Origin of the sequence: Flavihumibacter stibioxidans (genome assembly GCF_014332695.1) — a bacterium.
Taxonomy (GTDB): domain Bacteria; phylum Bacteroidota; class Bacteroidia; order Chitinophagales; family Chitinophagaceae; genus Flavihumibacter; species Flavihumibacter stibioxidans.
Genome location: NZ_MBUA01000012.1, coordinates 303,855 through 325,359, shown reverse-complemented (window position 1 = coordinate 325,359; position 21,505 = coordinate 303,855). Strand labels below are relative to the sequence as shown.

Sequence of the window (21,505 nt, the reverse complement as noted above, 5' to 3'; positions counted from 1 at the left end):
GCATGGAGCAGAAAAGTATAGCGGCCACAGAGGCGGAAATAACAGACGAGTTTTCCCTTTTTGATACCTGGGATGAAAAATATGAGTATATCATCGACCTGGGAAAGAAGCTACCGGTGCTGGATAACCGATTTAAACTCGACCAGAACAAGGTGCGGGGTTGCCAGTCGACCGTATGGGTGGTGTCGGAATATAAAGAAGGAAAAGTTTTTTACCAGGCTGACAGTGATTCGGTGATTGTGAAGGGATTGATCAGCATGCTGGTGCGGGTGTTGTCGGGGCATACTCCTGATGACATCATTGCGGCGAAGCTGGAATTTATAGACCGGATCGGGATGACATCTCACCTGGCCCAGACCCGCGCCAACGGGCTGCGTGCGATGGTGAAGCAGATGAAGAATGATGCATTGGCATACCAGTTGAAAAACAGTTCTGAGGCCAGTTAAATTTTTGACCATGGAAGATCTGAAAGAAAAAGTTATTGAATGTCTGAAGACTATCTATGATCCGGAACTGCCCGTAAGCATTTACGAGCTGGGACTGATCTATGAGGTAGATATCCTGCCCATCAACAATGTTCAGATACTGATGACACTGACCGCGCCCGGTTGTCCGGCTGCGCAATCATTGCCCATTGAGGTGGATCAGAAAGTAAGACAGATCGAAGGTGTGAACGATGTATATGTAAGTGTAACCTGGAAGCCGGCCTGGGATAAAAGCAGGATGTCCGAGGCGGCCCAGCTTGAATTGGGTATGTTTTAAAACGATTGTATGAAAATTACTTCCCAGGAAGAATATGGTTTGCGCATCCTGCTCCGCATTGGCGCATGCAGGGATAAGCAGGGAATGAATATCCCCCAGCTCAGTGAGGCAGAGGGACTGACCCAGCATTATGTGGCCAAACTGGCCCGTGTGCTGCGGATGGGAGGATTCATCAACAGTACGCCCGGTTACAAGGGTGGTTATGTGCTGGCCAAGCCTGCAAAGGAAATTGTTATTAATGACGTATTGAAACTACTTGGCGGAGTGGTGTTTGATAAGAAATTCTGTGCCGCACATACCGGCTCGGTAAGAATTTGCACCAACTCGGTGGATTGTTCCGCGCGCTCCTTATGGCAGATGATCCAGTTTGTGCTGGACAGGTTACTGGACCGGATCACGCTCCATGACCTGGTAAATCCCGAAACCGAATCGGTGAAGATCATGACAGAACTGCTCTACGAACCTGCACGTCCGGCTGAAGTATAGGTTGAAATCAGCCTGAAATTCCTTATATTCAGTATAATTTCCTACCCCCGTTACTCCCTCTTTTGTTCCGTCCCTGATTGATTTTTTCTTAACCAACTAAAATTTTGCCATGAAAAAGATCTTTGCATGGGCGGCCTGTTCCATTTTCATTATTGCCTGCAACAATGAAAAGCCGGCAGAAGAGCCAACGGCTGCCGAACCATTAACGGAAACAGCCGCAGCGCCGGCCCCCGTTGAGTTTGCTGATGCCCGGTACACGGAAATCGGAAAAGATGGACTTGCCGCGCTGGCTAGCGGGGATGTAGACAGGTGGATGAGCAATTATGCAGACAATGCCGTTTATATCTGGAATAACGGCGACAGTGCAGCGGGAAAACCAGCTATTTCCGCCTACTGGAAAAAGCGCCGGGCAGAAGATATTGATTCGATCAGTTTCAGTAATGTCATCTGGTTGCCGGTTAAGGTCAGCAAGACACAGGCTAATGAACAGCCCGGGGTATGGCTGTTGGGATGGTACATGGTTGATGTGAAATATAAAACCGGTAAAAAAATGGTGCAGTGGATGCATATGGCCACGCATTTTGATGCCACCGATAAAATTGACAGGGTGATCCATTACCTGGACCGGGCGCCTGTTCTGGCAGCTACTAAAAAGTAGGCAGCCCAACTCTTAAAATCCGATCAACTGCATTTTATACCGACCAACTGCATACCGCAGGAACTGTCGGAATTAAATGCAATTGGTCGGATTGTTATTTACTGGGCATACAGGCAATTATAATTTGCCTGCATGAAACACCTTATCCATGTAATTAATTTTCGGTTACTCACAGTCATGCTTTGTGCGGGATGGCTGATGATACTATCCTTCGCATCCTGTAACCGCAATAATGAAGGACCCGATGGTCCGGGCGCGATACCCGAAGTGAGGCCACGCGGCGTGGCAGCAGGTGATCCTGTAACGGCCAGCATCGGCACCGGTGGCGGGGAACTGAAGTCGGGGGATGGGAAGCTCGTGGTGAAAGTCCCGGCAGGCGCGGTTTCCGCCGCAACGGTCTTCAGCATCCAGCCGATAAATAATACCCTGCCCGGCGGGCATTTAAGTGCGTACAGGCTGCTTCCGGAAGGGCTGGATTTTGCAAAGCCGATTGAACTGCTGTACCACTATACTGAGGAGGATATCGTTGGCACCGCTGTGGATGCGCTATTCCTGGCTTACCAGAAAAATGACGGGGTCTGGTCCTTCATGACTGAAACAAAACTGGATGCAGCAGCCCGCACACTAACGGTAACGACTAACCATTTTTCCGATTGGGCGCCATTTGCCCTGTTCTGGCTGAATTCAGATCCCAGGGCAGTAAAAGCGGGTGCCGAAGCAAAACTGACCATTGATATCACGGATACCTACCTGCTGGCAGCGGAGCATAAAGAAAGGGCCATCGGTAAGAGCAGGTTGTTCGACAGATCGCAGGGAATCGGTGCCTGGAGCCTGGCCGGATCGGGTAACCTGACTGTCAGCGGGGACAAATCCGGTGCAATATACAAAGCTCCTTCCCAGGTAGCCGGTGCCGCCAGTGTGTCCATAACCGTTACATTGAACAAGGTGATACCGGAGGATACCCTGCCACGCCGCAGGCTGTCGCAGGAGTTGAATATCTACAAAAAGATCAGGTATTACCAGGAGACCTATTTTACCGCCAAAGCCGGGAATGATGAACTGAATCTGCCGGCGCATTATTATTTACATGAAGACGGAAACCTGGTTGTGGCCGGGGTTCAGCGTACCAGTGCTACACCCGGCATTACCATCATGATGAATATGGGGTCGGTACTGAAAAGCGGTGTATTCCCCTGGAACCAGGACCTTGATCCGGGTAAGGCTGTGCTGGGATATGTGCTGACCCTGACAGACACTTATATATCCACGCATAACTGTGACTGGATAGCTTCACCCGGAGCAGTGGCTGTGGAAGTGGTGGAAGAAGATGGTGTAACTTATGTGCAGGGTGAATTTGATGGCAGGGTGTACAGGAACCGCAGTTGTGATGATGATTTTTCCTTGCCGGTTCGCGGCGAATTCAGGGTGAAGGCCCGATGATATAGATCTATGTTTCAGGTTTAATTTTTTCGTGTTGTTTTTCAAATTTGGATGCCTGTCGGTTTGATTCATCTTGTGAGGCAGCATCCCTCCCGGGTCGGATCTTTTAAGTAAGATCCGGCTTTTTTTTGGCGCCTGTTTGCCGCGGGGTTCAGGATAGGTTGATGGCGCCTGGGAGCCATTGGTCGGCGCATAATGCCATTCATCGGACAAACGACTTATCAAGTGGGCCTATTACCTACTTTAGTTGCGGAACCAGGGCCATGCAAAAAAAATTCAACAGGAAATTATTTTGGGGGATATCAGCAGGTGAGTTGTTGACCTGGGGCGGATTCTGTATCCTTTTCCTCTTGTTTTATTTTTTCATCCTCACGTACAGCGCTTCCGGGAAAGGAAATCACATCAGTCATTTTTTGTTTGATGTAGCAGTAGAATTGGTGGTTAGTTATGCGGTGCGAATTGGAATCATTGCAGGGTTATGGTGGTTTTATTTCAGGGAACTCAGGAACCGGCCCGTGTCAAAGACCATCTGGCTGCACCTGCTGACAGTCGTTGTTTACCTAGTAGTGGGCGGTATAATACCGTATAAACTGCTGGAAGCAGGGGGCATGGATATGGAAACAGGCCGCTCCCTGGTATGGATGGATATTGCCCTCCCGTATATTTTTTATGTAATTCAGTTTTCCGGCTTCTATGCCTTTTATTTCTGGCAGCAATCACAACAGCAATTGAGAAAAGAAAAGGAATTAATGGCCCTGGCTTACCAAAGTGAAGTGGAAGCCTTAAAAGCGCAGATACAGCCACATTTTCTTTTTAATACCCTGAACAGTATCAGCGCCACAGTAAGGCCTGATCAGGAAGCCACCCGTGTGCTGATCGCAAAGCTTGCCGATACCTTCCGGTATGCATTGCGATCTACCAAGGAAGACCTGGTTCCATTGTCTGATGAACTCCAATTCATTGATACCTATCTCGCCCTTGAAAAAGAAAGGTTTACCCATCGCCTGCAGGTGAAGATCATCGCGGAAGAAACGATCCAGGATGTCCTGATCCCGCCCATGCTCCTGCAGCCACTGGTCGAGAATGCCATCAAACACGGGATCGGGCCATCAAGACAGGGAGGGGTAGTGCAGGTTAATTGCAGGGAAGATGAAGGTTTTGTTGCCATTGAGGTCTGTGATACAGGCCTGGGTTACGCAGGAGATCTGTCAGCATTAAGGATGGCAGGCGGGATCGGATTGAGGAATACGATTTTACGATTGGAGAAATTATATGGCCAGCCAATGCTGATCCACCGGAATGATCCATCCGGGTTAATATTTTCTTTTAAAATCCCCATTCAATACCATGCTTCCTAAAACTGTACTGATCATAGATGACGAGGATGCCGCCCGGCTGATCATCCGGCAATACCTGGAATCCTATCCGGAGCTGGAGATCATTGGTGAATGCAGGGATGGCATGGAAGCCGTGGCAGCCATCAATCGTCTTGAACCGGACCTGGTATTCCTGGATATCCAGATGCCCTGCCTGAGCGGCTTCCAGGTGATCCGCCAACTGGTGCATATTCCGCAGATCGTATTTACAACCGCATACGACCAGTATGCCCTGAAGGCCTTTGATACCAATGCTGTAGATTATCTGTTGAAGCCCTATACCCGTGACAGGTTCAGGCAGGCAGTTGATAAAGTGATCGTACGAAACCATTACAGCCATTCAAAAATTGCGGCGATGGCTGAAACTGCGGGGGATACCCCGGCCGGATTCTATGACCGGATCCTGCTGGAAAACGGACACCGGATGGTGAGCCTTGCCATCGATGATATTGTTTATCTGGAAGCGGAAAAAGATTATACCCGCGTGCATGCAACGCGCCTTTCCTATCTCAGTAATTTCGGTATCGGCGTGCTGGAGCAAAGGTTGAACCCCGCTGTTTTTTTCCGGATACACCGTTCCTATATTGTAAACATCCGCCACATCAAAGAGCTTTATCGTGATAAGAGCGATACCTACCTGGTTATGAACAATGAACTGTCGCTCAAGGTCAGCAGGGGATATGCCGATAATGTCAGGAGGCTGATGTACTAGTGCAGTTGGAACATACGCGAGAGGTTAAACCCGAAACGGATCTCACCCTTAAAAAACCTGTCGGTTGTTTCGGTTAAAAAAGCGCGTTCATTCATTCCCGTTGAATTGCTGAAATGTAACTGGAATACATGTCCGCCGGTTTCAATATCCAGTCCGGCTGACAGCGGGTTATAATATCCGGCCGGCAGGTTGGAAAACACATGATTGTATTCCAGTGTAAGGGCAAGCCGTTTCGATAACCTGTACCTGGCCCCGCCGCCCAGTGCATAAAGGGTATTGGCCAGTGTGCCGTCATTCACATAATTCATATGGAGAAGGGTTTGGATCAGCTGGAAAGAAAATTGCCGGTTGAATTTTCTTCCGGCGATCAACTGGCCATAAAAGGAAGTCCGGTCGCCGGCATCGGGTTTGTATCCGTTCTGGGCTGTTTCGTCGGCCGTACGGATCATGGCGCCGGCAGTGAGGATGATGGACAGCGGTACCGTCCGGCTGCCCCTGCTTTGCTGCAGCATTCTTAGTTTGAAAAGGGCATCATACTCTTTCCGGTAGGTACTGCGACCGATACCAATTGTCAGGTGATCAGAGATCCCATAATCAAAGCCCATCCGCATGGAGGCCTGGTCGATGCCGAAAAGTTCTTTGATGCCCTGGTCAACTGGTCCGAACCGGTGCAGGATCCTGACATCCAGGTTGCCTTTATGCAGCATTTCAATGGACTGGGACTGAATGACGCGGGTGGAATAGAAAGCCTGGGTGACTTTTTGTGTGACCGTATCGGTGATGTCTTCCTGCGCGCTGGCAGGCCGGACTGCCATCAGCAGGCAGCAGGCGGCGGCCATGATTCTTCCTAACTGGTATTTTACTGGCATTTTATTGAATTCGGTTAAGTGTCCCCGTTATGATGGTTACTTTTATTGTTTTGCTGATATTGTCCATGACTGTTTTCGGGATTTTGATATGGTAGTCTTCCGGATTTATGGTGAATTCCGCTGTGCAGGAAAGACTGCCGTTCTTTACGGTGATCTTCGCCGGGCACTGGATATGGCCGGAAACGCCGTGCAGCAGGAGGGTTCCGTTAACCAGCGTATTGTATTCCCCGTCTTTGTCCCATTGTACGGTATTGCCGGTGAAATTTCCTTTGAAGTTTGCTTTTGGGAACCGGTCGCTCTCTACATAATTTTCATTGAAATGTTCCTGCATGAGGGCTTTCCGGAATTCAAATCCCCTCATCAGCACTGCGGCCGTAATGGTTTGTGCGGATGCGTCGATATCGATGAATCCCTGCCGGTTTGCAGCGGTGATGTCTTCCAGTTTTGTGGAAGAATGAAAACTGAACTGGGCAGTGCGGGTTTGCCAGCGTTGAGCGGGACAAGTGGAATGCAGCAATACAAATACAAGGATGGTCAGTATTCTCATGGTGCTGTTTTTGATATGAACACGGCCTGGTTTAATTGTACATCCGCTAAAAATCCCGTACAGATGCCCCTGATGACAACCATGGTGCCGGTTTGCAGATGGTCGGGTATCGGGTTGTTGTCAGTCGCAAGGGCGCAGTTAATCAGTGCTGTTGAACTGCTGTCGCCCAGTGTCAGCAGGTTTTCAGCAGGATAGTGGCGGAAGATTTTACCTGTAACCTCCACTATCCTGCCGGTGTATTTTGTTCCTGCCTCCTGTTCATCCAGCAGGAATGCTGCGGACAGTTCTTCTGCTGAGCAACTGATTTCTGCATTCCTTTTCAGGAGGCTTTGGGGGCCCTGCCGGAAAAGGAACCAGGCATATCCTCCGGCCATGACAAGCGCCAGGAGGGTAAGTGTGATGAACAGTCGGATTTTTTTTCTCATATCATTGTTGTATCAGCTCAGTTGCTGGCATTGCCGCCTGCAGTGATCCAGTCGGTGATGGTTTTTTTCTCCGTGGCGGAAAGTGCCGGTCCGCCTTTTGGCATGGTGCCGAGATCAACTGCCTGTGTTTTGATGTTTGTTTTTTTGCTCACGATATCGCAGTCTGTTCCCAGGCTGATGCCGCTGGTGGGATTGGATCCTGTATGGCAGCCGGCGCATTTTGTGGCAATGAGATTGGATACCGCTGTAAACAGTGCGCCATTGGGAAGGGCTTCCACGCTGGTGGTGGCGGTGGTTTCACAGCCGCCGGCATCTTTTGCATACACGGTATAATTTCCTGCCGCCACATTGGTGAAACTGTTCGATGCCTGGTAAGTGCCACCCGCATTCAGCTTATAGGTAAAGCCTGTGCCGCCGGCCGCGTTGATCGTGATGCTTCCGGTTGCCGAACATTTTTCTGATTTTGTTACAGTGGCTGTAACCGTGATGTTTTTCCCTTCGCAGGGGTTGCCGTTGTTTATGGTGAAATTTCCGGTGGCGCTGCAGCCGGAACTTGTTTTTGCGCTGATGGTATAACTGCCTGCGGCCAGGTTGGCAAAGGTTCCGGAACTCTGTGCGGGTCCATTGTTAAGACTGTAGGTAAATCCTGATCCGCCGGTTGCCGATGCGGTGATGGACCCGTTTGCATTGCCCGGACCGCTGGTATTGACAACAGTTCCTGTTACTGTGATACTGACCCCGGCACAGGGATCAGTGGGTTCATCCGTTCCGCTTTTACTACACGAAATAAAATTGACAAGGGCTAAGGAAGCCCAGATGATGACTGTGATTCTTTTGCTGATCGTATTCATGGTTGGAAGGTTTCTAACCATCCAATCGTAGAATCAGTTTCGCAGGTTGCCTTGCTGCAGGAATTTATTTTTTTGGGAAGGGCAACTGGTATCTAAATCCGGTCAATATTCCTGCTGCATTCAGTTTAACGCTTCCTTCACCCACGCCGCGCAAGGGGAAATTATAATAAGGTGCCAGCATCAGGTAAAAGCCCCTGCCTATTTTTCGCTCAAGGCCAATAGAAATTCCCGCGCCAGAGAACAGTTTGAAGGAGCCTGTGGAATAGGTATGGGAAGAGTAGGCCTGTTGTCCATAACGGGTATAGTCATACGAATAATACTCTTCCTTCATAATGGTGGATGTGAGTCCGGCCATTACAAAGAAGGATTGTTTTTTCTGTTGAAGAAAATCATACCTGGCCTGGAGGGGAATTTCAAGGATGGAACAGTCGGCCTCCACATTTTTTATTTTATAGTTCTCATTGTCGTAGTAGGAGCCGGGCTTGGGGGTATAGGCATTTCCTGCTGCGGAATAGATTTTTTTGGTAACGAAGAAGCCGGCCTGGATGCTGAGTTTTTTTGCCGGCTGAAATCCGAGGCCTCCGCCCCAGGCAAGGGTTGTCTTGCCGGCCTGGCTACCGCTGGTATAGGAGAACTCTGGTGCGGCGCCTGCATACAGGTAGAAGCGTTGCGTTTTGTTATCCTGTTGGGGGGTGCCGGGTTTTGAGGTGGTGGTTTCCTGTGACGGAGGATTTTTGGCTGGTTCGGGTTCGGATTCGGGTTTGGGTTCTGGTTTGGGTTCGGGTTGCAGGGTTGTTGTATTGTAGGGTTGTTTGGTTGTTGTATTGTAGGGTTGTATGGTGTTGGTACTGTCGGGTTGTACGGTTGTTGTACTGTCGGGTTGCGGGCTGGTGGAAAGATTACTAATCGGCTGGTTGCTGGCTACCGTTGGATTGTTGGCTACCGTCGGATTGTTGCGAGCAGGCTGGTTATTGCGAGCAGGCTGATTATTGTCTGGCATCACCACTTTGTGGATGCCGGATTCTTCTGTATGTTTCTGTGTGTTGGAATATACGCCTGGCGAAATACTGCTTTTCGGTTGTGTGTTTTCGTTAGGTAATTGTGGGTGGACTTTTCCCTCCCGTTTGCGATGGTTTTTGTTCTTTGCCAATCTGTCGGGTTCAGGGTTTGCAGCTGATGCCTGGCGGGCGCTAACCGCTGGCGGAGGCAAAGCTCCTGTTGTAGGATTTCCGGTTTCTGTGGCCGCGTGTTCCGCAATGGCTGGTGAATGATTCACCTTTGTTGGTGGTTGGTAGGTGGAGGATGGTGGTTGGTATGTAGAGGTTGGCGTTTGATTTTCTGCATTTGTTTTTTTCGGGGATTCAGTGTTGGTAAGCGGGTTGGTTGAAGAAGATGGTTGGCTACCGGGTCTGGGGCCCTGGTTATACGGGGCAACTGGTCGGGCAATGGAGGTTTTTTCACCGGGACTCCTGAGAGCCTGGTAGAAGAGGATGCCTGCTCCGCCCACCAGGATGGGCAGCCACCACCAGAAGAAAAAGCGCCTGCGTTTTTTTTCTTCTGCGTCGAGCAGGGTATTCATTTTTTCCCATGCTTCGGCGGGTGCCGGCGGGCCATCCTGTTCCGCGGCCTCCCGGAACCAGTCATCCATCATATTAAATTGCTCTTCTGCCATATGCTGCTACTTGCTGCTGTTCTTTAATAATCATTTTCTGCAGGTTCAGCCTTGCCTTTGCAAGGTTCGATTTGGAAGTGCCGGTTGAAATATCCAGGATGCCGGCAATTTCCTCATGCGTATAACCATCAATGACATACAGGTTGAAAACCATTCTGTATCCGGGTGACAGCCTGCTGATCAGTGCCAGTAATTCTTTGTGTGACAATCTTTCCATTGCCACGGGAGGCCTGGAAAGGTTCTCTGTGGTGTCGCTGTTGTCATCCAGTTCTATCGTGTTGATTCTTTGTTTTCTGAGGTGGTCGATGGCTGTATTGATGGAAATTCGCCTGATCCAGGCTTTTAATGAATTTTCAAGGGAATCCTGACGGCTCTGGAAGCGGCCGATTTCACGGAATATTTTCAGGAAGGCGTCATTTATGACCTCAATGGTCTCCTCTTCATGGGATACATAGCGATGACACACCGAGAATGCATAGCCGTAAAAATGCTCATAGAAACATTTCTGGCTATGGCGTTCCAGTGAAATACAACCCGCAACCATGTGTTGTAGTGCCAGTTCGATGGGTGCTGCTAATGCCATGTTATATGATTCGAAACGGATAGCCGAACCAAAGGGTTGCCTCACCGGTAAAAAAAACCGGAAAAGCCCATATTGAAATTAGCAATTATATTTTAGCCGGGAATTTTAAGGGAGTCCATCTCCGCCATTTCATTCAGGAATAATACGGCACTCTGTACCAGGGGGATGGCCAGGGCTGCACCGGTGCCTTCGCCCAGCCGCATACCGAGGTTGAGGAGCGGCCTGGCACCAAAATGATGCAACAGGTGGTGGTGTCCCAGTTCCCCGGAACAGTGTCCGAATATACAGTTGTCCAGCACTTCTGGCCGCAAGGATTGCGCCACCAGTAAGGCGGCGCTGGCGATGAATCCGTCTACCACAATGGTCATCTTATGTTCAGCCGCCGAGAGGTAGGCCCCCACCATCATGGCAATTTCGTATCCGCCCAGGTATTGAAGGGTTTTCAGGGGGGAGCGGAGGCTGATGACTGACAGGTGTTTGTCTGATACTGCCTGCAGGGTTTGAAGTTTGCGTGTTAGTTGGATATCATCTGCACCGGTACCCCTGCCTACGCATTTTTCCAGCGGAAGGTTCAGGAATGCGGCCATCAGCAGGGAGGCCGCAGAACTGTTTCCGATGCCCATCTCCCCGAATGCAATGGTATTACAGCCGGTTGCTGCGATATTGTTTACGATCACCCGGCCCACTGCGATGGCTCTTTCCGTTTCCTCGAAGCTCATCGCCGGTTCTTCAAGGTAGTTGCGGGTGCCGGGGGCGATTTTTGCATGGATGAATTCCGGTGACCCATGTAATTCACTGAGATCTGCCTTTACCCCGGCGTCGGCAATTTTTAGCGTGATTTGGTGTTGCCGGCAGAATACGTTGATGGCTGCCCCGCCGCGGATAAAATTGTGTACCATCTGTGCTGTGACTGCCTGGGGATATGGATTAACCAACCCTGTTTCCGCGATGCCATGGTCGCCGGCAAACACCACCAGGTGGGGAAGTTTTACCTCCGGCCGGGTGCTTCCCTGGATGCTGCCTACCTGCAGCGCTGTCTCCTCCAGCTGTCCCAGTGCGCCCAGGGGCTTGGTCTTGCTGTTGATTTTTTCCTGGAGTTCAAAAAAAAGGTCTTTCATGGTATGGTGTTTTTCATTCACCCGTCGGGTGCCACCCGTCGGGTACTACCCGTCGGGTGGCACCCGACGGGTGGAATTTTCAGAGCCTGAACCGAAGGCCGGCCATCAGGTTGAAACGACGGCTGTTATAACCGTAGAGGTCAAAGTACCGGCGGTCGGTTAGGTTGCGGAAATCGGCATATATGTCGAAGGTCTTATTGATTCGGTAATTCAGATTCAGGTCGAGGTTGTAATAGGCATCCAGGGTTTTGATCTCGGTGGCATAGGTATCCGGATTGAAAAAGGGGTCCTGCCTTTTATCCACCCAGCGGAAGCCGATGCCAGCATATAATTTATCGGTAAGCTGGTACCCTGTGCCGATATTCAGGCTGTGCTTCGGCCGGCGATAAAGGTTGAAATAACTGGTATCCTTACCCGCAGTTTTGGTCCTGATCTCTCCCTCCACAAAACTGTAGTTGGCGGTGAGCTGCCATTTGCTGGTGAGATTAAATTTCAGTTCAGCTTCCAGTCCCTGGTCGGACTGCCTGTCTCCATTCCTGTACTGCCCGTAAGGCGGCGTCGGTAATCCTGCAAAAATGATCACGTCTTCAATACGACGGATGAAAGCGGTTGTCCGGGCAGTAAAACGCTGCGCGGGATCCGTGTACTGCAATCCGAATTCGAATTGCCTGCTTTTCTCAGGCTGCAGGTCCCGGTTGCCGTATTCCGATGCCAGGTGATACAGTGATGGTGCACGAAACGCCGTTGCCGCCGAAGCGAAGATTTTTAATTGTTTGCTGACCAGGAAATATGGATTCACTGACCAGGTGAACGCATCACCGAAATCGCGGTGCTGGGTAAAACGGCCACCTGCTTCTGCACCGAAACCGGAGATTGCCTTCAGTGACAGGTTCGCATAAGCGCTCATCATGCTGGCTTCGAGACTGTCACTGCCGAGGGATCCGTAGGAGGTACTGATGTCTGCGCTGTTGCGACGATAATCGATTCCGGCCAGCAGGTTCAGATGCTCATTCAATGCCATGCTCAGGTAGGTCTCCGCAAACAGGGAATTGCCCTTATAATCGCCGGTAAACGGATCCCAGTCATTTGCACCAACCGGGTTGTTTACCAGGTCACTGTAACTGCGGTGTGTGCGGTTATAATTTACATTTACGGTGAGTGAACCATTTTGTAGAGTATGCAGCGATTGCAATCCGAATAGCAGATGTTTGTTGTGGATGGTGTTGTTTTTGTCATCCTGCAGCTGCGCGTCGTCAATATCAGCCTTGTAGCCGCTGAACTGGCCGTAACCACGAAGCTTCCAGTTGCCGGCAATATTATAGCCGATACTGGTATTCAGTACATCCTGTTGGTAACCATCCCTGTCGAATCCTGCCTTCCCGGTTGCATCAAACGCGGCGGAAAAACCATCCGATTTTAACCGGTTGTATTGTGCGGAATAATGGAGTTTCCCGGTTTCCCCGCTGATGCCCAGGTTGCCTTTGTAGGTACCGTAGCTGCCACCGGCGATCTGCCCGTTTATCCCGAAAGGTTTGGCCGACTGGTTCTTGCGGGTGATGATGTTGATGACGCCCGCAACGGCATCGGAACCATAGAGGGTGCTTTGCGCGCCTTTGAGTACCTCCACCCTCTCCACCTGGTCGATGGCCATGTGGTTGAGGTCAAATTCGATGGTAATACCGGAACCATCAGTTACCGGCATGCCATCCACCAGGATGAGCGTGTTGGCGGAACCGGCTCCCCGCATGTAAACGGTCTGGTTCGTTCCAGGAGCATTCTGCGATCCGTTGATGATGATACCGGCCTGCTCGTTCAATACCTGTGTAAGGGTACGGCCGCTGTTGTTTTCCAGTGTTCGTCTGTTGATCACCGTTAAAACCTTGCCTGTCGTACTTTGTTTCTGGGAAGATTTTCCGGCGGTGATGACTACTTCATCGAGGGTGTTGGCGGTAGTGTCGGCATCTTGTGCCAGAAGAGGACTGCTGATTAAAGTAGCAGCCACCAGGATCCATTGTTTTTTCATGTCAGAAAAAAAAGGGTTAAAGTGACTGCTTCCGGAATGGATTGGTAGAAATATAAATTGCCTGCAAGCCGGCCCTTTACATTGCTGCTTTTCTCCCGAAAGCAAAATAATGTGGTGGAGAACCGGCAGGTCTTCTGGCTTGTTCGTCTTCAGTTGCCTTCCCACCGGACGGGCCGGAAGTGGCTTGATGACTGGAGAATCTGGTGAACTTTACAGCTACGGGGATAGCGCCGGAATGAAACCGGACTTCCCTTTTAATCCGCCGAAGCGGAACCGTTTCCGGCGCGAAGGTAGGGCAAAGCGCATTGCAGTCCAACATAAAAGTTGCGTCCCGCAGACAGGTTGTAATACCTTCCGCCGAAGGCGTTGATATCATTTCCCAGGCTGTACTGCGTATTGAAAAGGTTATCCGCCCCGGCGAAAAACCTGACCAGGAATGGTCTTCCCCCCTTAAACCTGGTTTGCCATAATTGTGTGGCGATCCTTGCTGCCAGCAGGTGGTACTGGGCGGCCCTGGCTGTGTTGGCATCATTCAGCCACATGGGGTCAACATATTGGTAAGTGAGGTGAAGACTGGTGGCGGCGGGGCCGTTCAGGTCGATCCCGGTTACCAGGGTTTGCCTGGCCACTCCGGGCAGGAAATTGCCGCTGAAATCATTCGTGCCCTGTTTGAAATCATCGTATTTGAAATGGTGCAGGGTATAGCTGGCCCAGGCCTGCAGCGGGGCAGGGCGGTTGGGCCTTTTGCGGCGCATGGACCAGGATATATAGGCTTCCATTCCCTTCTGCCTGGTGCCGCCGGCGTTGTCGAAATAGTCGGCACCACTGGCATCACGCCTTTGCACAATTGCGTCTTTCAGCCGGAAATAGAAGAAGTCGAGATCAAAATACAGTTGCTGGCGCAGCACCCTGCCACGGACGCCCAGTTCCTGGTTCCAGCCTCCTTCGGCCTGCAGGCTGGTATTGATCACACTGGTGGAAGGCAGTAGTTCCGAAGTGGTTGGTGGCGAAAAACCTTTGGCGATCATACCGTAAAAAGTAAGCGGCCCGAGCTTTTTGGTGAGCGCCAGCCTTGGCATCCATTCATTGCGGTAATTGCTGGTGAATTCAAAAACCGGTTGTTCACTGATCCGCCTGATCTGCACTTTGTTGGCATTATAACTGAGTCCGGCCGTGAACTGCCAGTCCATCGGCAGGTCAAGGATTCCCTGCGTAAAAAGCAGTGCCGTCCTGGGCCGCAGGCGGTCATCCGTCTGCAGGCTGCCCGGTTCTCCGGCATTGTTGCCGTAAACTGAAATCCTGTAATGGCCCTGCTGCCATTCCCCGCCGGCATTCAGGCGAAGGTTTGCGCTGCGGGATGTATTTAACGGTAATGTATAAGCGAAATTTAATCTTGTCCCGTAATGCGGTTCGGAACGTTTTTCGTAATTGCGGATGGCTGGATTGGTTACGTTGGTTTTAGCGCCATAGGCGGCTATGTCGAGCCGGATTCTTTCGGTTGGTTTCCATTCATGGCGGAGGCCGCTGTAGATGGTACGCTGGGAGATGGCAGCGCGGGTTGCTTCTGCCGATGGGTTGGGGCCTGCCGCGGGTCTCGACTGCCGCGGATCTTTTTGGTATTCGGCAAGGGTTAGTCCGCCCGGAGTCTGGTACCAGAGATCCCCAACCAGTTGGACCAGGCTGAGTGTGGAACGTTCGCCTGTTTTCCAGTGCCCCAGGTAGCTGAACATATCCCTTTTCATTTCTGAGTGGTTGCGGTAACCGCCATAGACCTGGTGTTGGGCGTAGAACTGGTGCGGGGCGGGGCCTTCGGGAGCGTTGGCTTGCAGGAAGGGCTTCCTGAAACCGGTGGCGGGCAGGTTGAATTTTGCTTCCAGCTGGTGCAGTCCATAGGAGCCTGCCATGTATTGGAGGGAAAGCTGGTCTGCCCCGGCAGAAGGCGTGCCTGCCAGGATGGTGCCCCCGGTGCCGGCACCATAGAGGCTGTTGCCCGGGCCTTTCAGGACCTCCAGCTGACCAAAATTACCCACCGCAAACTGGTTGAGATAGGTATTGCCGCCAGGGTCGGTAAAAGGCAGGCCTTCATAATACATCCTGATGTTTCGCACCCCAAAAGGTGAACGGAGTGAACTACCGCGGATGGCTAACCGATAACTGCCCGGTGATCTTTCTTCCATGCGGACCCCTGGCAGGCTGTTAACCGCACCTACAGCGCTGGCAGGAGAAAATCGCTGCCAGTCGCGCTCTTTTAAAACAGACAGTGATGCGGCCGCATCTTTCAGGGAACTGCGGTTGGCAAAAGCGGTTACCACCACTGAATCCATCGATTGCGGCAGGGTGGTGTCTGACAACAGTGGCTGGCCCGGGTTGGCCATTGTTGCGAAAGCCAGTACAATTTTCAGTTCGATCATTCCCGCAAGTAACGCTACATTTTAATATCTTCCCTCAATGACTGCGAGGAAACAACTAAAATTATTTGATCTCACGATGATCGTGATTGGCCTGGTTATCGGCATGGGGATATTTAGAACAGCAACAGATTCCGCCCAGGCGGCACTTACGCCGGGCATTTATTTCGCAGCATGGATCGCAGGTGGCATCATAGCGCTCTGCGGGGCGCTGACCTACGCGGAGATTGGCTCCAGGTTCCCGATCACCGGGGGGTACTATAAAATATTCGCGGAGTGTTACCATCCTTCCGTAGCATTCGCCATCAATTGTATCATACTAATTTCCAATGCCGCTTCGCTTGCCGGGGTGGCGCTGATCGGAAGCGAATACATCTCCCAGCTCATTTTCAGTCAGCCTGCGTCCGATGTGGCGAAGGCATTTATTGCCATGGGAGCGGTGACCATATTTTATTTTGTGAACCTTGCCGGCCTGCGCATGAGTTCTCGCACCCAGAACGTACTGATGATCATCAAGATCGGTATGGTGCTTTTACTGATCGGGGCATTGTTTTTCCCCGGGGCGTCGGGTGCGGCACTCCACCCGTCTGACGCACTGCCTGGGGGTGGACTCCACCCGTCTGACGTACTGCCCCCAGGCAGTGCGTCAGACGGGTGGTCCGCGATTGATTACATCAAATCCTTCGGCATTGCCCTGATCGCGGTTTCGTTTACCTATGGGGGTTACCAGCAGACCATCAATTTCGGTGACGAGGTGAGCAACCCCCGCAAGACCATTCCCCGCGGGATATTTATCGGCATACTTGTCATCATATCGCTGTACCTGCTGGTGCAGATGGCATATGTGCATGCCATCGGATTTGAACAACTCAAAACCACCAAGGGAATTGCGGCGGTGGTGGCGGAAAAGATGTTCGGCCCTTCCGGCAAGACAGTCTTTACGCTCCTGCTTTTCCTCGCCGTGTTAGCCTATGTGAATGTGCTGCTGCTGAGCAATCCCCGTGTGATGTATGCCATGAGCAAGGATGGTATCCTGCCAAAAGCCTTTTCCAGGAAAGATGAAAAGCGGGATGTGCTGACGGTAAGCCTCACGGTGTTCGCGGCGATCTGTGTCATCGTCCTGTTCTTTGCCAATACTTTTGACAAGATCCTTGGGTTTACCATCTTTCTTGATTCCATCGGGATGGCAACTTCTGCCGCCACCATTTTCATTTTACGGAAACGTACCAAACACCTCGATAATACCGGAATCTATACCATGAGATTCTTCCCCCTGATGCCTTTGATATTTATCAGCGCTTATGCATTCGTGGGAGTAAGCATTCTTTTGAGCACACCCATGCTGGCCCTTACCGGTATCATTGTGTTTGCTGTTTTCCTTGGTATCTATTTTCTGGTCGTACACAAAAACGGCCGTGGAATAAGCCGGCCCTGATCACAACCCGAAATTCAAACCACAAACGCTTATATGGATCTCAGCTATATCCTGAATGAACTGGGCGAAGAACGTTCCCAATATTTCAATGCCATGGCCCCGCCGATCGTTCAGACCAGCAATTTCGCTTTCCGGAAAGTCGAAGACCTGGGTGCCGCATTTGCCGATGAAATGAGCAGTTACCTGTACAGCAGGGGGATCAATCCGACGGTTGATATCCTGCGTAAAAAGCTGGCCGCGCTGGACGGGGCGGAGGATGCGCTGGTATTCAACAGTGGCGCTGCCGCGATATTTGCCGCGGTGCTGGCCAATGTAAAAGCCGGCGACCATATTGTTTCGGTAAAAAAGCCATATACCTGGGCGGAGAAAATGTTCAATGTGATCCTTCCGAGGTTTGGCGTGAGCACAACTTATGTGGATGGTACCGTTACAGAGAATTTTGCCACCGCCCTGCAGCCTAATACCAGCCTGATTTATCTTGAATCGCCCAATAGCTGGACCTATGCCATGCAGGACCTGAAAGCGGTGTCGGAACTTGCCCGCAGTCGTAATATTATTACCATTTGTGATAACAGTTATTGCACACCCGTTTACCAGCGGCCGGTTGAACTTGGGATTGATATCTCCCTGCAATCTGCCACCAAATATATTGGCGGGCATTCGGATGTGGTGGCCGGTGTCATCAGTGGTTCAAAGGCCATGATGAAAAAGATCTTCGACAGTGAATACCTGAATATTGGCAGCGGCATCCAGCCTTTCAACGCCTGGTTGCTGATCAGGGGGTTGCGGACTTTGCCGGCCCGGCTGAACCAGGTGACGGACACTACCAGCCGGGTGCTGGCATACCTGAAGCAACACCCAAAGGTGGAGGAAGTGCTGTTCCCGCTGGATCCGGCTTTTCCCCAGTATGAGCTGGCGAAAAGTCAGATGAGCGGTGCCTGCGGCCTGATGACCTTTGTGTATAAAACCGACCGCCGCGAGGAGATCGTCCGGTTCTGCGAATCACTGCAGCACATATTCATGGCCGTCAGCTGGGGAGGGCATGAAAGCCTTGTGATCCCCAAATGTGCGGGAATCCATCCCACCCATTTCAGGCCTGAGCTGAAAGAACACAGGATGATCAGGTTGTATGTGGGACTGGAATCGGCCGACTACCTGATCGCAGATATGGAACAGGCATTTAGCGGTTTTTCAGGATAATTATACGAGTGGTCTGGCTGGTGAGCCTGAATTCTTTATTTTTAAGCCCTTAACCATTATTCATGAAGCTTTTGAGAAAGATCTCCCTGGTTATTATCTCCGGAACCTTTTCCCTGTATGCCGGGGCTCAGGATCAGTGGGATCTGCGGCGTTGTGTCGATTACGCCCTTGAGAATAATATTTCTGTACGGCAGTCGGATGTACAGAAAAGGATCGCTGTGCTGGTTGCTGACCAGAACAAAAAATCGCGCCTGCCCAACGCAAATTTTACATCGAATACCGGCTACCAGTTTGGCCGGTCCATTGACCCCACGACCAACCTTTTTACCAACCAGCAGTTATTGTTCCAGGGATTTCAGTTTAATACGGATGTTACCATTTATAACTGGAACAGGTTAAAGCATAGCATTAATGCCAGCCGCCTGGAATCTGAAGCAGCGGCAGCCGACGTGGAAAAAAATAAGAATGACATCGCCCTGAATGTTGCGACCGGTTATCTGACGGCATTGTTGTCAAAAGTACAGGTGGATATAGTGGGTGTTCAGCTGAAGCAGAGTCAGAGCCAGTTGGCGGATACCCGTAAACGTGTGGAAGCAGGCACCCTGCCTGAACTTAATGCGGTTGACCTGGAGGCCCAGGTGGCCCGCGACAGTGCTTCACTGATCGGTGCGGAAGCAACTTTCCAACTGAACCTGCTTTCCCTCAAAGGCCTTCTCAACCTCGATGCGGAACAGCCTTTCAGCATTTCGATTCCACCGGTTGAGATGATCCCGGTGGATCCTATCGCTGACCTGCAACCGAAAATGGTTTTTGAAATGGCGCAAAAGAACCAGCCGGTGGTGAAGGCCAATGAACTGAGGAAGCAATCCCTTGAGCACTTTATCAAAGCTGCCCGCAGCAGTTTGTACCCGACGATATTTGCCTTTGGCGGACTGGCATCCAACTTTGCCAGTACGAACAGGAAAATAACGGGAGTGGATTTTCTGGGTTACAGCGATCCAAATCCGGCCAACGGGGTGGTGAATGTGGACGGAACCCTGGTGGCTATTCAGAATCCGAATATCAAGATCAATCAAAGCAACAGGGGATTTGGTGAAATGTGGAGTGGATGGGGCACACAGTTATCCAACAACTTCCGCCAGAATATCGGTGTCGGAATCAGTATTCCGATCCTGAGTGGTTTCCAGTCCAGGACAAATTATGAAAGATCGAAGCTCAACCTCCAGAATGCCAACCTGGTAATTGAAAATGCGAATCAGCAATTGAAGCGTGACATCTATACCGCATACACGAATGCGCTGTCATCCCTTCAGAAATTCAATGCCACCAAAACCAGCCTGGATGCGGCGGAGCGCTCCTATACTTTTGCCTCCAGGCGTTATGAGCTGGGTTTGTTGTCCACGCTGGAACTGATTACCAGCCAGACCAACCTAACCCGCGCACGCATCGACAAGGCAAATGCGCAGTTTGATTATGTATTTCGCATGAAAGTGCTTGAATTTTATAAAGGACAGGGCATTAAACTCTAATAGAGAACAGCAATTATTTTCATTATATGAACAAGAAACTCGTTTGGATTATCGTAGGTGTGGTGGTATTGGTAGGCGGATTATTCGGCCTTAAACAGGCAGGTGTGATCGGCAAGGATGAGGGCATAAAAGTGACGGCTGAAAAAGTGGAGAAGCGCACCATTATTGAAACTGTTAACGCCAGTGGAAAAGTTTACCCCGAGGTGGAAGTGAAAGTGAGCTCGGATATTTCCGGGGAGATCATTGAACTGACGGTGGAAGAGGGCGACAGTGTGCGCAAGGGCCAGGTGCTGGCGAGAATTTTCGCGGACCTCTACCTGACCCAGCGCGACCAGGTGGCAGCGGCGGTAAAGCAGCAGCAGGCCCAGGTCGACAATAGCCAGGCCCAGCTGGAAGCCCTGAAAAGCGCGCTCGCGCAGTCTGAGGCGCAGTATAAGCGGCAACAGCAGCTCATGAGTGAAAAAGTGATTTCCCGCTCTGAATTTGAGCAGGCGGAAAATGCTTATAATACTGCGAAAGCCAACTACAATGCGGGTTTGCAGGGAATCAAGGGGAATCAGGCCGGTGTGCAGAGCGCACAGGCCAACCTTCAGCGGGCCAATAAGGACCTGGGGCGCACCACTATTATTGCGCCCATGAACGGGGTGGTTTCTCTGCTGGCTGTAAAGAAAGGTGAAAGGGTAGTGGGAACCGCCCAGATGACAGGTACCGAAATGATGCGTATTGCAGATATGGACAAGATTGAAGTAAGGGTGGATGTGGGTGAAAATGATATTCCAAAAGTACACCTGGGAGATTCGGCACTTGTAGAAATCGATGCCTATACTTCCCGGAAATTCAAAGGGATTGTAACCCAGATCGCCAGCAGCAGCACTACGCTCGGCTCGGCAACTGCAGCCTCCACGGATGTCACCAACTACAAAGTGCATATCAGGTTGTTGCCGGAATCCTACCAGGACCTGATCGATCCTTCGAGGCCGAAAAATTTTCCATTTCGTCCGGGTATGAGCGCCAGCGCCGATATCCAGACCAGGCGGCATATAAATGTACTGGCTGTTCCCATCAATGCGGTAACTACCCGCGAGAAGGATTCGGATAAGGCAGTGGTTGAAACAAAGACATCTGCCGGTTCGGCTGAAGAAAATAACCAGCAGGAGGAAGATCGCCGTTCCATCAGTGCTGAATTGGATGAAGTGGTATTCGTGCTGCAGGCAGACAAGACCACCATCAAGCGGGTAAAAGTGAGGACCGATATACAGGACATCAGTTATATCGAGGTGCTGAGCGGACTGAAAGCAGGGGATGAAGTGATTACCGGACCATATTCCCTCATTTCAAAAACCCTGAAGGACAAGGACAAGGTAACGGTGGTGAAAAAAGAAGAGCTGTTCGAAACGAAAAAGAAATAAGC

General features: G+C 51.0%; 20 protein-coding genes and 1 riboswitch. Of the genes, 11 read left to right on the top strand and 9 right to left on the bottom strand.

Annotation, left to right across the window (positions count from 1 at the left end; translation table 11 throughout):
* The first annotated feature begins 2 nt into the window (after positions 1-2).
* The 7 genes from BC349_RS08510 to BC349_RS08480 all read left to right on the top strand — a co-directional run bounded on the left by BC349_RS08510 (position 3) and on the right by BC349_RS08480 (position 5,434).
* Positions 3-446, top strand: coding sequence for a SufE family protein (locus BC349_RS08510; protein WP_187256325.1), 444 nt, complete (start codon positions 3-5; stop codon positions 444-446).
* A gap of 10 nt (positions 447-456) precedes the next feature.
* Positions 457-762, top strand: a complete 306-nt coding sequence (locus tag BC349_RS08505; RefSeq protein WP_187256324.1) for a DUF59 domain-containing protein — start codon at positions 457-459, stop codon at positions 760-762.
* Positions 763-771: 9 nt separating this feature from the next.
* Complete coding sequence (locus tag BC349_RS08500; protein WP_187256323.1) at positions 772-1,248, top strand: RrF2 family transcriptional regulator; 477 nt, start codon at positions 772-774, stop codon at positions 1,246-1,248.
* A gap of 109 nt (positions 1,249-1,357) precedes the next feature.
* On the top strand, positions 1,358-1,906 hold the full coding sequence (locus BC349_RS08495) for a nuclear transport factor 2 family protein (protein WP_187256322.1): 549 nt from the start codon (positions 1,358-1,360) through the stop codon (positions 1,904-1,906).
* Positions 1,907-2,038: 132 nt separating this feature from the next.
* Positions 2,039-3,346, top strand: coding sequence for a hypothetical protein (locus BC349_RS08490; protein ID WP_187256321.1), 1,308 nt, complete (start codon positions 2,039-2,041; stop codon positions 3,344-3,346).
* A gap of 263 nt (positions 3,347-3,609) precedes the next feature.
* Complete coding sequence (locus BC349_RS08485) at positions 3,610-4,704, top strand: sensor histidine kinase (RefSeq protein WP_187256320.1); 1,095 nt, start codon at positions 3,610-3,612, stop codon at positions 4,702-4,704.
* Positions 4,694-5,434 (top strand): LytR/AlgR family response regulator transcription factor, encoded by a 741-nt coding sequence (locus BC349_RS08480; protein ID WP_187256319.1) that lies wholly within the window; start codon positions 4,694-4,696, stop codon positions 5,432-5,434. Before BC349_RS08485 ends, BC349_RS08480 begins: the two co-directional genes overlap by 11 nt.
* On the opposite strand, the gene BC349_RS08475 is transcribed toward BC349_RS08480, so the two are convergent.
* From BC349_RS08475 to BC349_RS08435, 9 genes are all read right to left on the bottom strand, one after another.
* A complete protein-coding gene (locus tag BC349_RS08475; protein WP_187256318.1) occupies positions 5,431-6,303 on the bottom strand; it encodes a DUF5777 family beta-barrel protein in 873 nt (290 codons plus the stop codon). The two genes, BC349_RS08480 and BC349_RS08475, sit on opposite strands and share 4 nt — an antisense overlap.
* Position 6,304: 1 nt before the next feature.
* The gene (locus tag BC349_RS08470) at positions 6,305-6,850 is read right to left on the bottom strand and encodes a YceI family protein (protein WP_187256317.1); all 546 of its coding nucleotides are present in this window, start codon (positions 6,848-6,850) and stop codon (positions 6,305-6,307) included.
* The gene (locus tag BC349_RS08465) at positions 6,847-7,275 is read right to left on the bottom strand and encodes an OB-fold protein (protein ID WP_187256316.1); all 429 of its coding nucleotides are present in this window, start codon (positions 7,273-7,275) and stop codon (positions 6,847-6,849) included. The genes BC349_RS08470 and BC349_RS08465 overlap by 4 nt, the downstream gene beginning before the upstream one ends.
* A gap of 17 nt (positions 7,276-7,292) precedes the next feature.
* Positions 7,293-8,126: a hypothetical protein gene (locus BC349_RS08460; RefSeq protein ID WP_187256315.1), complete on the bottom strand. Its 834-nt coding sequence runs from the start codon at positions 8,124-8,126 to the stop codon at positions 7,293-7,295.
* A gap of 64 nt (positions 8,127-8,190) precedes the next feature.
* On the bottom strand, positions 8,191-9,798 hold the full coding sequence (locus tag BC349_RS08455; protein WP_187256314.1) for a hypothetical protein: 1,608 nt from the start codon (positions 9,796-9,798) through the stop codon (positions 8,191-8,193).
* Positions 9,779-10,381 carry an RNA polymerase sigma factor gene (locus tag BC349_RS08450; RefSeq protein WP_187256313.1) on the bottom strand — a complete coding sequence of 201 codons (603 nt, stop codon included), beginning with the start codon at positions 10,379-10,381 and terminating at the stop codon, positions 9,779-9,781. The genes BC349_RS08455 and BC349_RS08450 overlap by 20 nt, the downstream gene beginning before the upstream one ends.
* A 92-nt stretch (positions 10,382-10,473) precedes the next feature.
* Entirely contained in the window at positions 10,474-11,499 is a 1,026-nt protein-coding gene (cobT, locus tag BC349_RS08445) for a nicotinate-nucleotide--dimethylbenzimidazole phosphoribosyltransferase (RefSeq protein WP_187256312.1), read from the bottom strand.
* A gap of 79 nt (positions 11,500-11,578) precedes the next feature.
* On the bottom strand, positions 11,579-13,522 hold the full coding sequence (locus tag BC349_RS08440) for a TonB-dependent receptor plug domain-containing protein (RefSeq protein ID WP_187256311.1): 1,944 nt from the start codon (positions 13,520-13,522) through the stop codon (positions 11,579-11,581).
* 107 nt (positions 13,523-13,629) lie between these two features.
* Positions 13,630-13,815: riboswitch (cobalamin riboswitch) on the bottom strand.
* Positions 13,777-15,933, bottom strand: a complete 2,157-nt coding sequence (locus tag BC349_RS08435) for a TonB-dependent receptor family protein (protein WP_187256310.1) — start codon at positions 15,931-15,933, stop codon at positions 13,777-13,779. Its footprint overlaps the riboswitch before it by 39 nt.
* 37 nt (positions 15,934-15,970) lie before the next feature.
* Here BC349_RS08435 and BC349_RS08430 point away from each other — a divergent pair, with 37 nt between their 5' ends.
* The 4 genes from BC349_RS08430 (at position 15,971) to BC349_RS08415 (ending at position 21,503) form a co-directional block, all read left to right on the top strand.
* On the top strand, positions 15,971-17,365 hold the full coding sequence (locus BC349_RS08430; RefSeq protein WP_187256309.1) for an APC family permease: 1,395 nt from the start codon (positions 15,971-15,973) through the stop codon (positions 17,363-17,365).
* Positions 17,366-17,398: 33 nt separating this feature from the next.
* Entirely contained in the window at positions 17,399-18,565 is a 1,167-nt protein-coding gene (locus BC349_RS08425; protein WP_187256308.1) for a trans-sulfuration enzyme family protein, read from the top strand.
* Between the two features lie 62 nt (positions 18,566-18,627).
* Positions 18,628-20,094, top strand: a complete 1,467-nt coding sequence (locus tag BC349_RS08420; RefSeq protein ID WP_187256307.1) for a TolC family protein — start codon at positions 18,628-18,630, stop codon at positions 20,092-20,094.
* Between the two features lie 26 nt (positions 20,095-20,120).
* Positions 20,121-21,503: an efflux RND transporter periplasmic adaptor subunit gene (locus BC349_RS08415; RefSeq protein ID WP_187256306.1), complete on the top strand. Its 1,383-nt coding sequence runs from the start codon at positions 20,121-20,123 to the stop codon at positions 21,501-21,503.
* The last annotated feature ends 2 nt before the right edge of the window (positions 21,504-21,505 follow it).

Excerpts from the sequence above, each read along its gene's own strand:
- cobT (WP_187256312.1), bottom strand. The coding sequence starts at position 11,499 with ATGAAAGACCTTTTTTTTGAACTCCAGGAAAAAATCAACAGCAAGACC.
- BC349_RS08505 (WP_187256324.1), top strand. The coding sequence starts at position 457 with ATGGAAGATCTGAAAGAAAAAGTTATTGAATGTCTGAAGACTATCTAT.
- BC349_RS08480 (WP_187256319.1), top strand. The coding sequence starts at position 4,694 with ATGCTTCCTAAAACTGTACTGATCATAGATGACGAGGATGCCGCCCGG.
- BC349_RS08425 (WP_187256308.1), top strand. The coding sequence starts at position 17,399 with ATGGATCTCAGCTATATCCTGAATGAACTGGGCGAAGAACGTTCCCAA.
- BC349_RS08435 (WP_187256310.1), bottom strand. The coding sequence starts at position 15,933 with ATGATCGAACTGAAAATTGTACTGGCTTTCGCAACAATGGCCAACCCG.
- BC349_RS08455 (WP_187256314.1), bottom strand. The coding sequence starts at position 9,798 with ATGGCAGAAGAGCAATTTAATATGATGGATGACTGGTTCCGGGAGGCC.
- BC349_RS08440 (WP_187256311.1), bottom strand. The coding sequence starts at position 13,522 with ATGAAAAAACAATGGATCCTGGTGGCTGCTACTTTAATCAGCAGTCCT.
- BC349_RS08420 (WP_187256307.1), top strand. The coding sequence starts at position 18,628 with ATGAAGCTTTTGAGAAAGATCTCCCTGGTTATTATCTCCGGAACCTTT.
- BC349_RS08495 (WP_187256322.1), top strand. The coding sequence starts at position 1,358 with ATGAAAAAGATCTTTGCATGGGCGGCCTGTTCCATTTTCATTATTGCC.
- BC349_RS08485 (WP_187256320.1), top strand. The coding sequence starts at position 3,610 with ATGCAAAAAAAATTCAACAGGAAATTATTTTGGGGGATATCAGCAGGT.
- BC349_RS08460 (WP_187256315.1), bottom strand. The coding sequence starts at position 8,126 with ATGAATACGATCAGCAAAAGAATCACAGTCATCATCTGGGCTTCCTTA.
- BC349_RS08490 (WP_187256321.1), top strand. The coding sequence starts at position 2,039 with ATGAAACACCTTATCCATGTAATTAATTTTCGGTTACTCACAGTCATG.
- BC349_RS08510 (WP_187256325.1), top strand. The coding sequence starts at position 3 with ATGGAGCAGAAAAGTATAGCGGCCACAGAGGCGGAAATAACAGACGAG.
- BC349_RS08500 (WP_187256323.1), top strand. The coding sequence starts at position 772 with ATGAAAATTACTTCCCAGGAAGAATATGGTTTGCGCATCCTGCTCCGC.
- BC349_RS08475 (WP_187256318.1), bottom strand. The coding sequence starts at position 6,303 with ATGCCAGTAAAATACCAGTTAGGAAGAATCATGGCCGCCGCCTGCTGC.
- BC349_RS08450 (WP_187256313.1), bottom strand. The coding sequence starts at position 10,381 with ATGGCATTAGCAGCACCCATCGAACTGGCACTACAACACATGGTTGCG.
- BC349_RS08430 (WP_187256309.1), top strand. The coding sequence starts at position 15,971 with ATGACTGCGAGGAAACAACTAAAATTATTTGATCTCACGATGATCGTG.
- BC349_RS08470 (WP_187256317.1), bottom strand. The coding sequence starts at position 6,850 with ATGAGAATACTGACCATCCTTGTATTTGTATTGCTGCATTCCACTTGT.
- BC349_RS08415 (WP_187256306.1), top strand. The coding sequence starts at position 20,121 with ATGAACAAGAAACTCGTTTGGATTATCGTAGGTGTGGTGGTATTGGTA.
- BC349_RS08465 (WP_187256316.1), bottom strand. The coding sequence starts at position 7,275 with ATGAGAAAAAAAATCCGACTGTTCATCACACTTACCCTCCTGGCGCTT.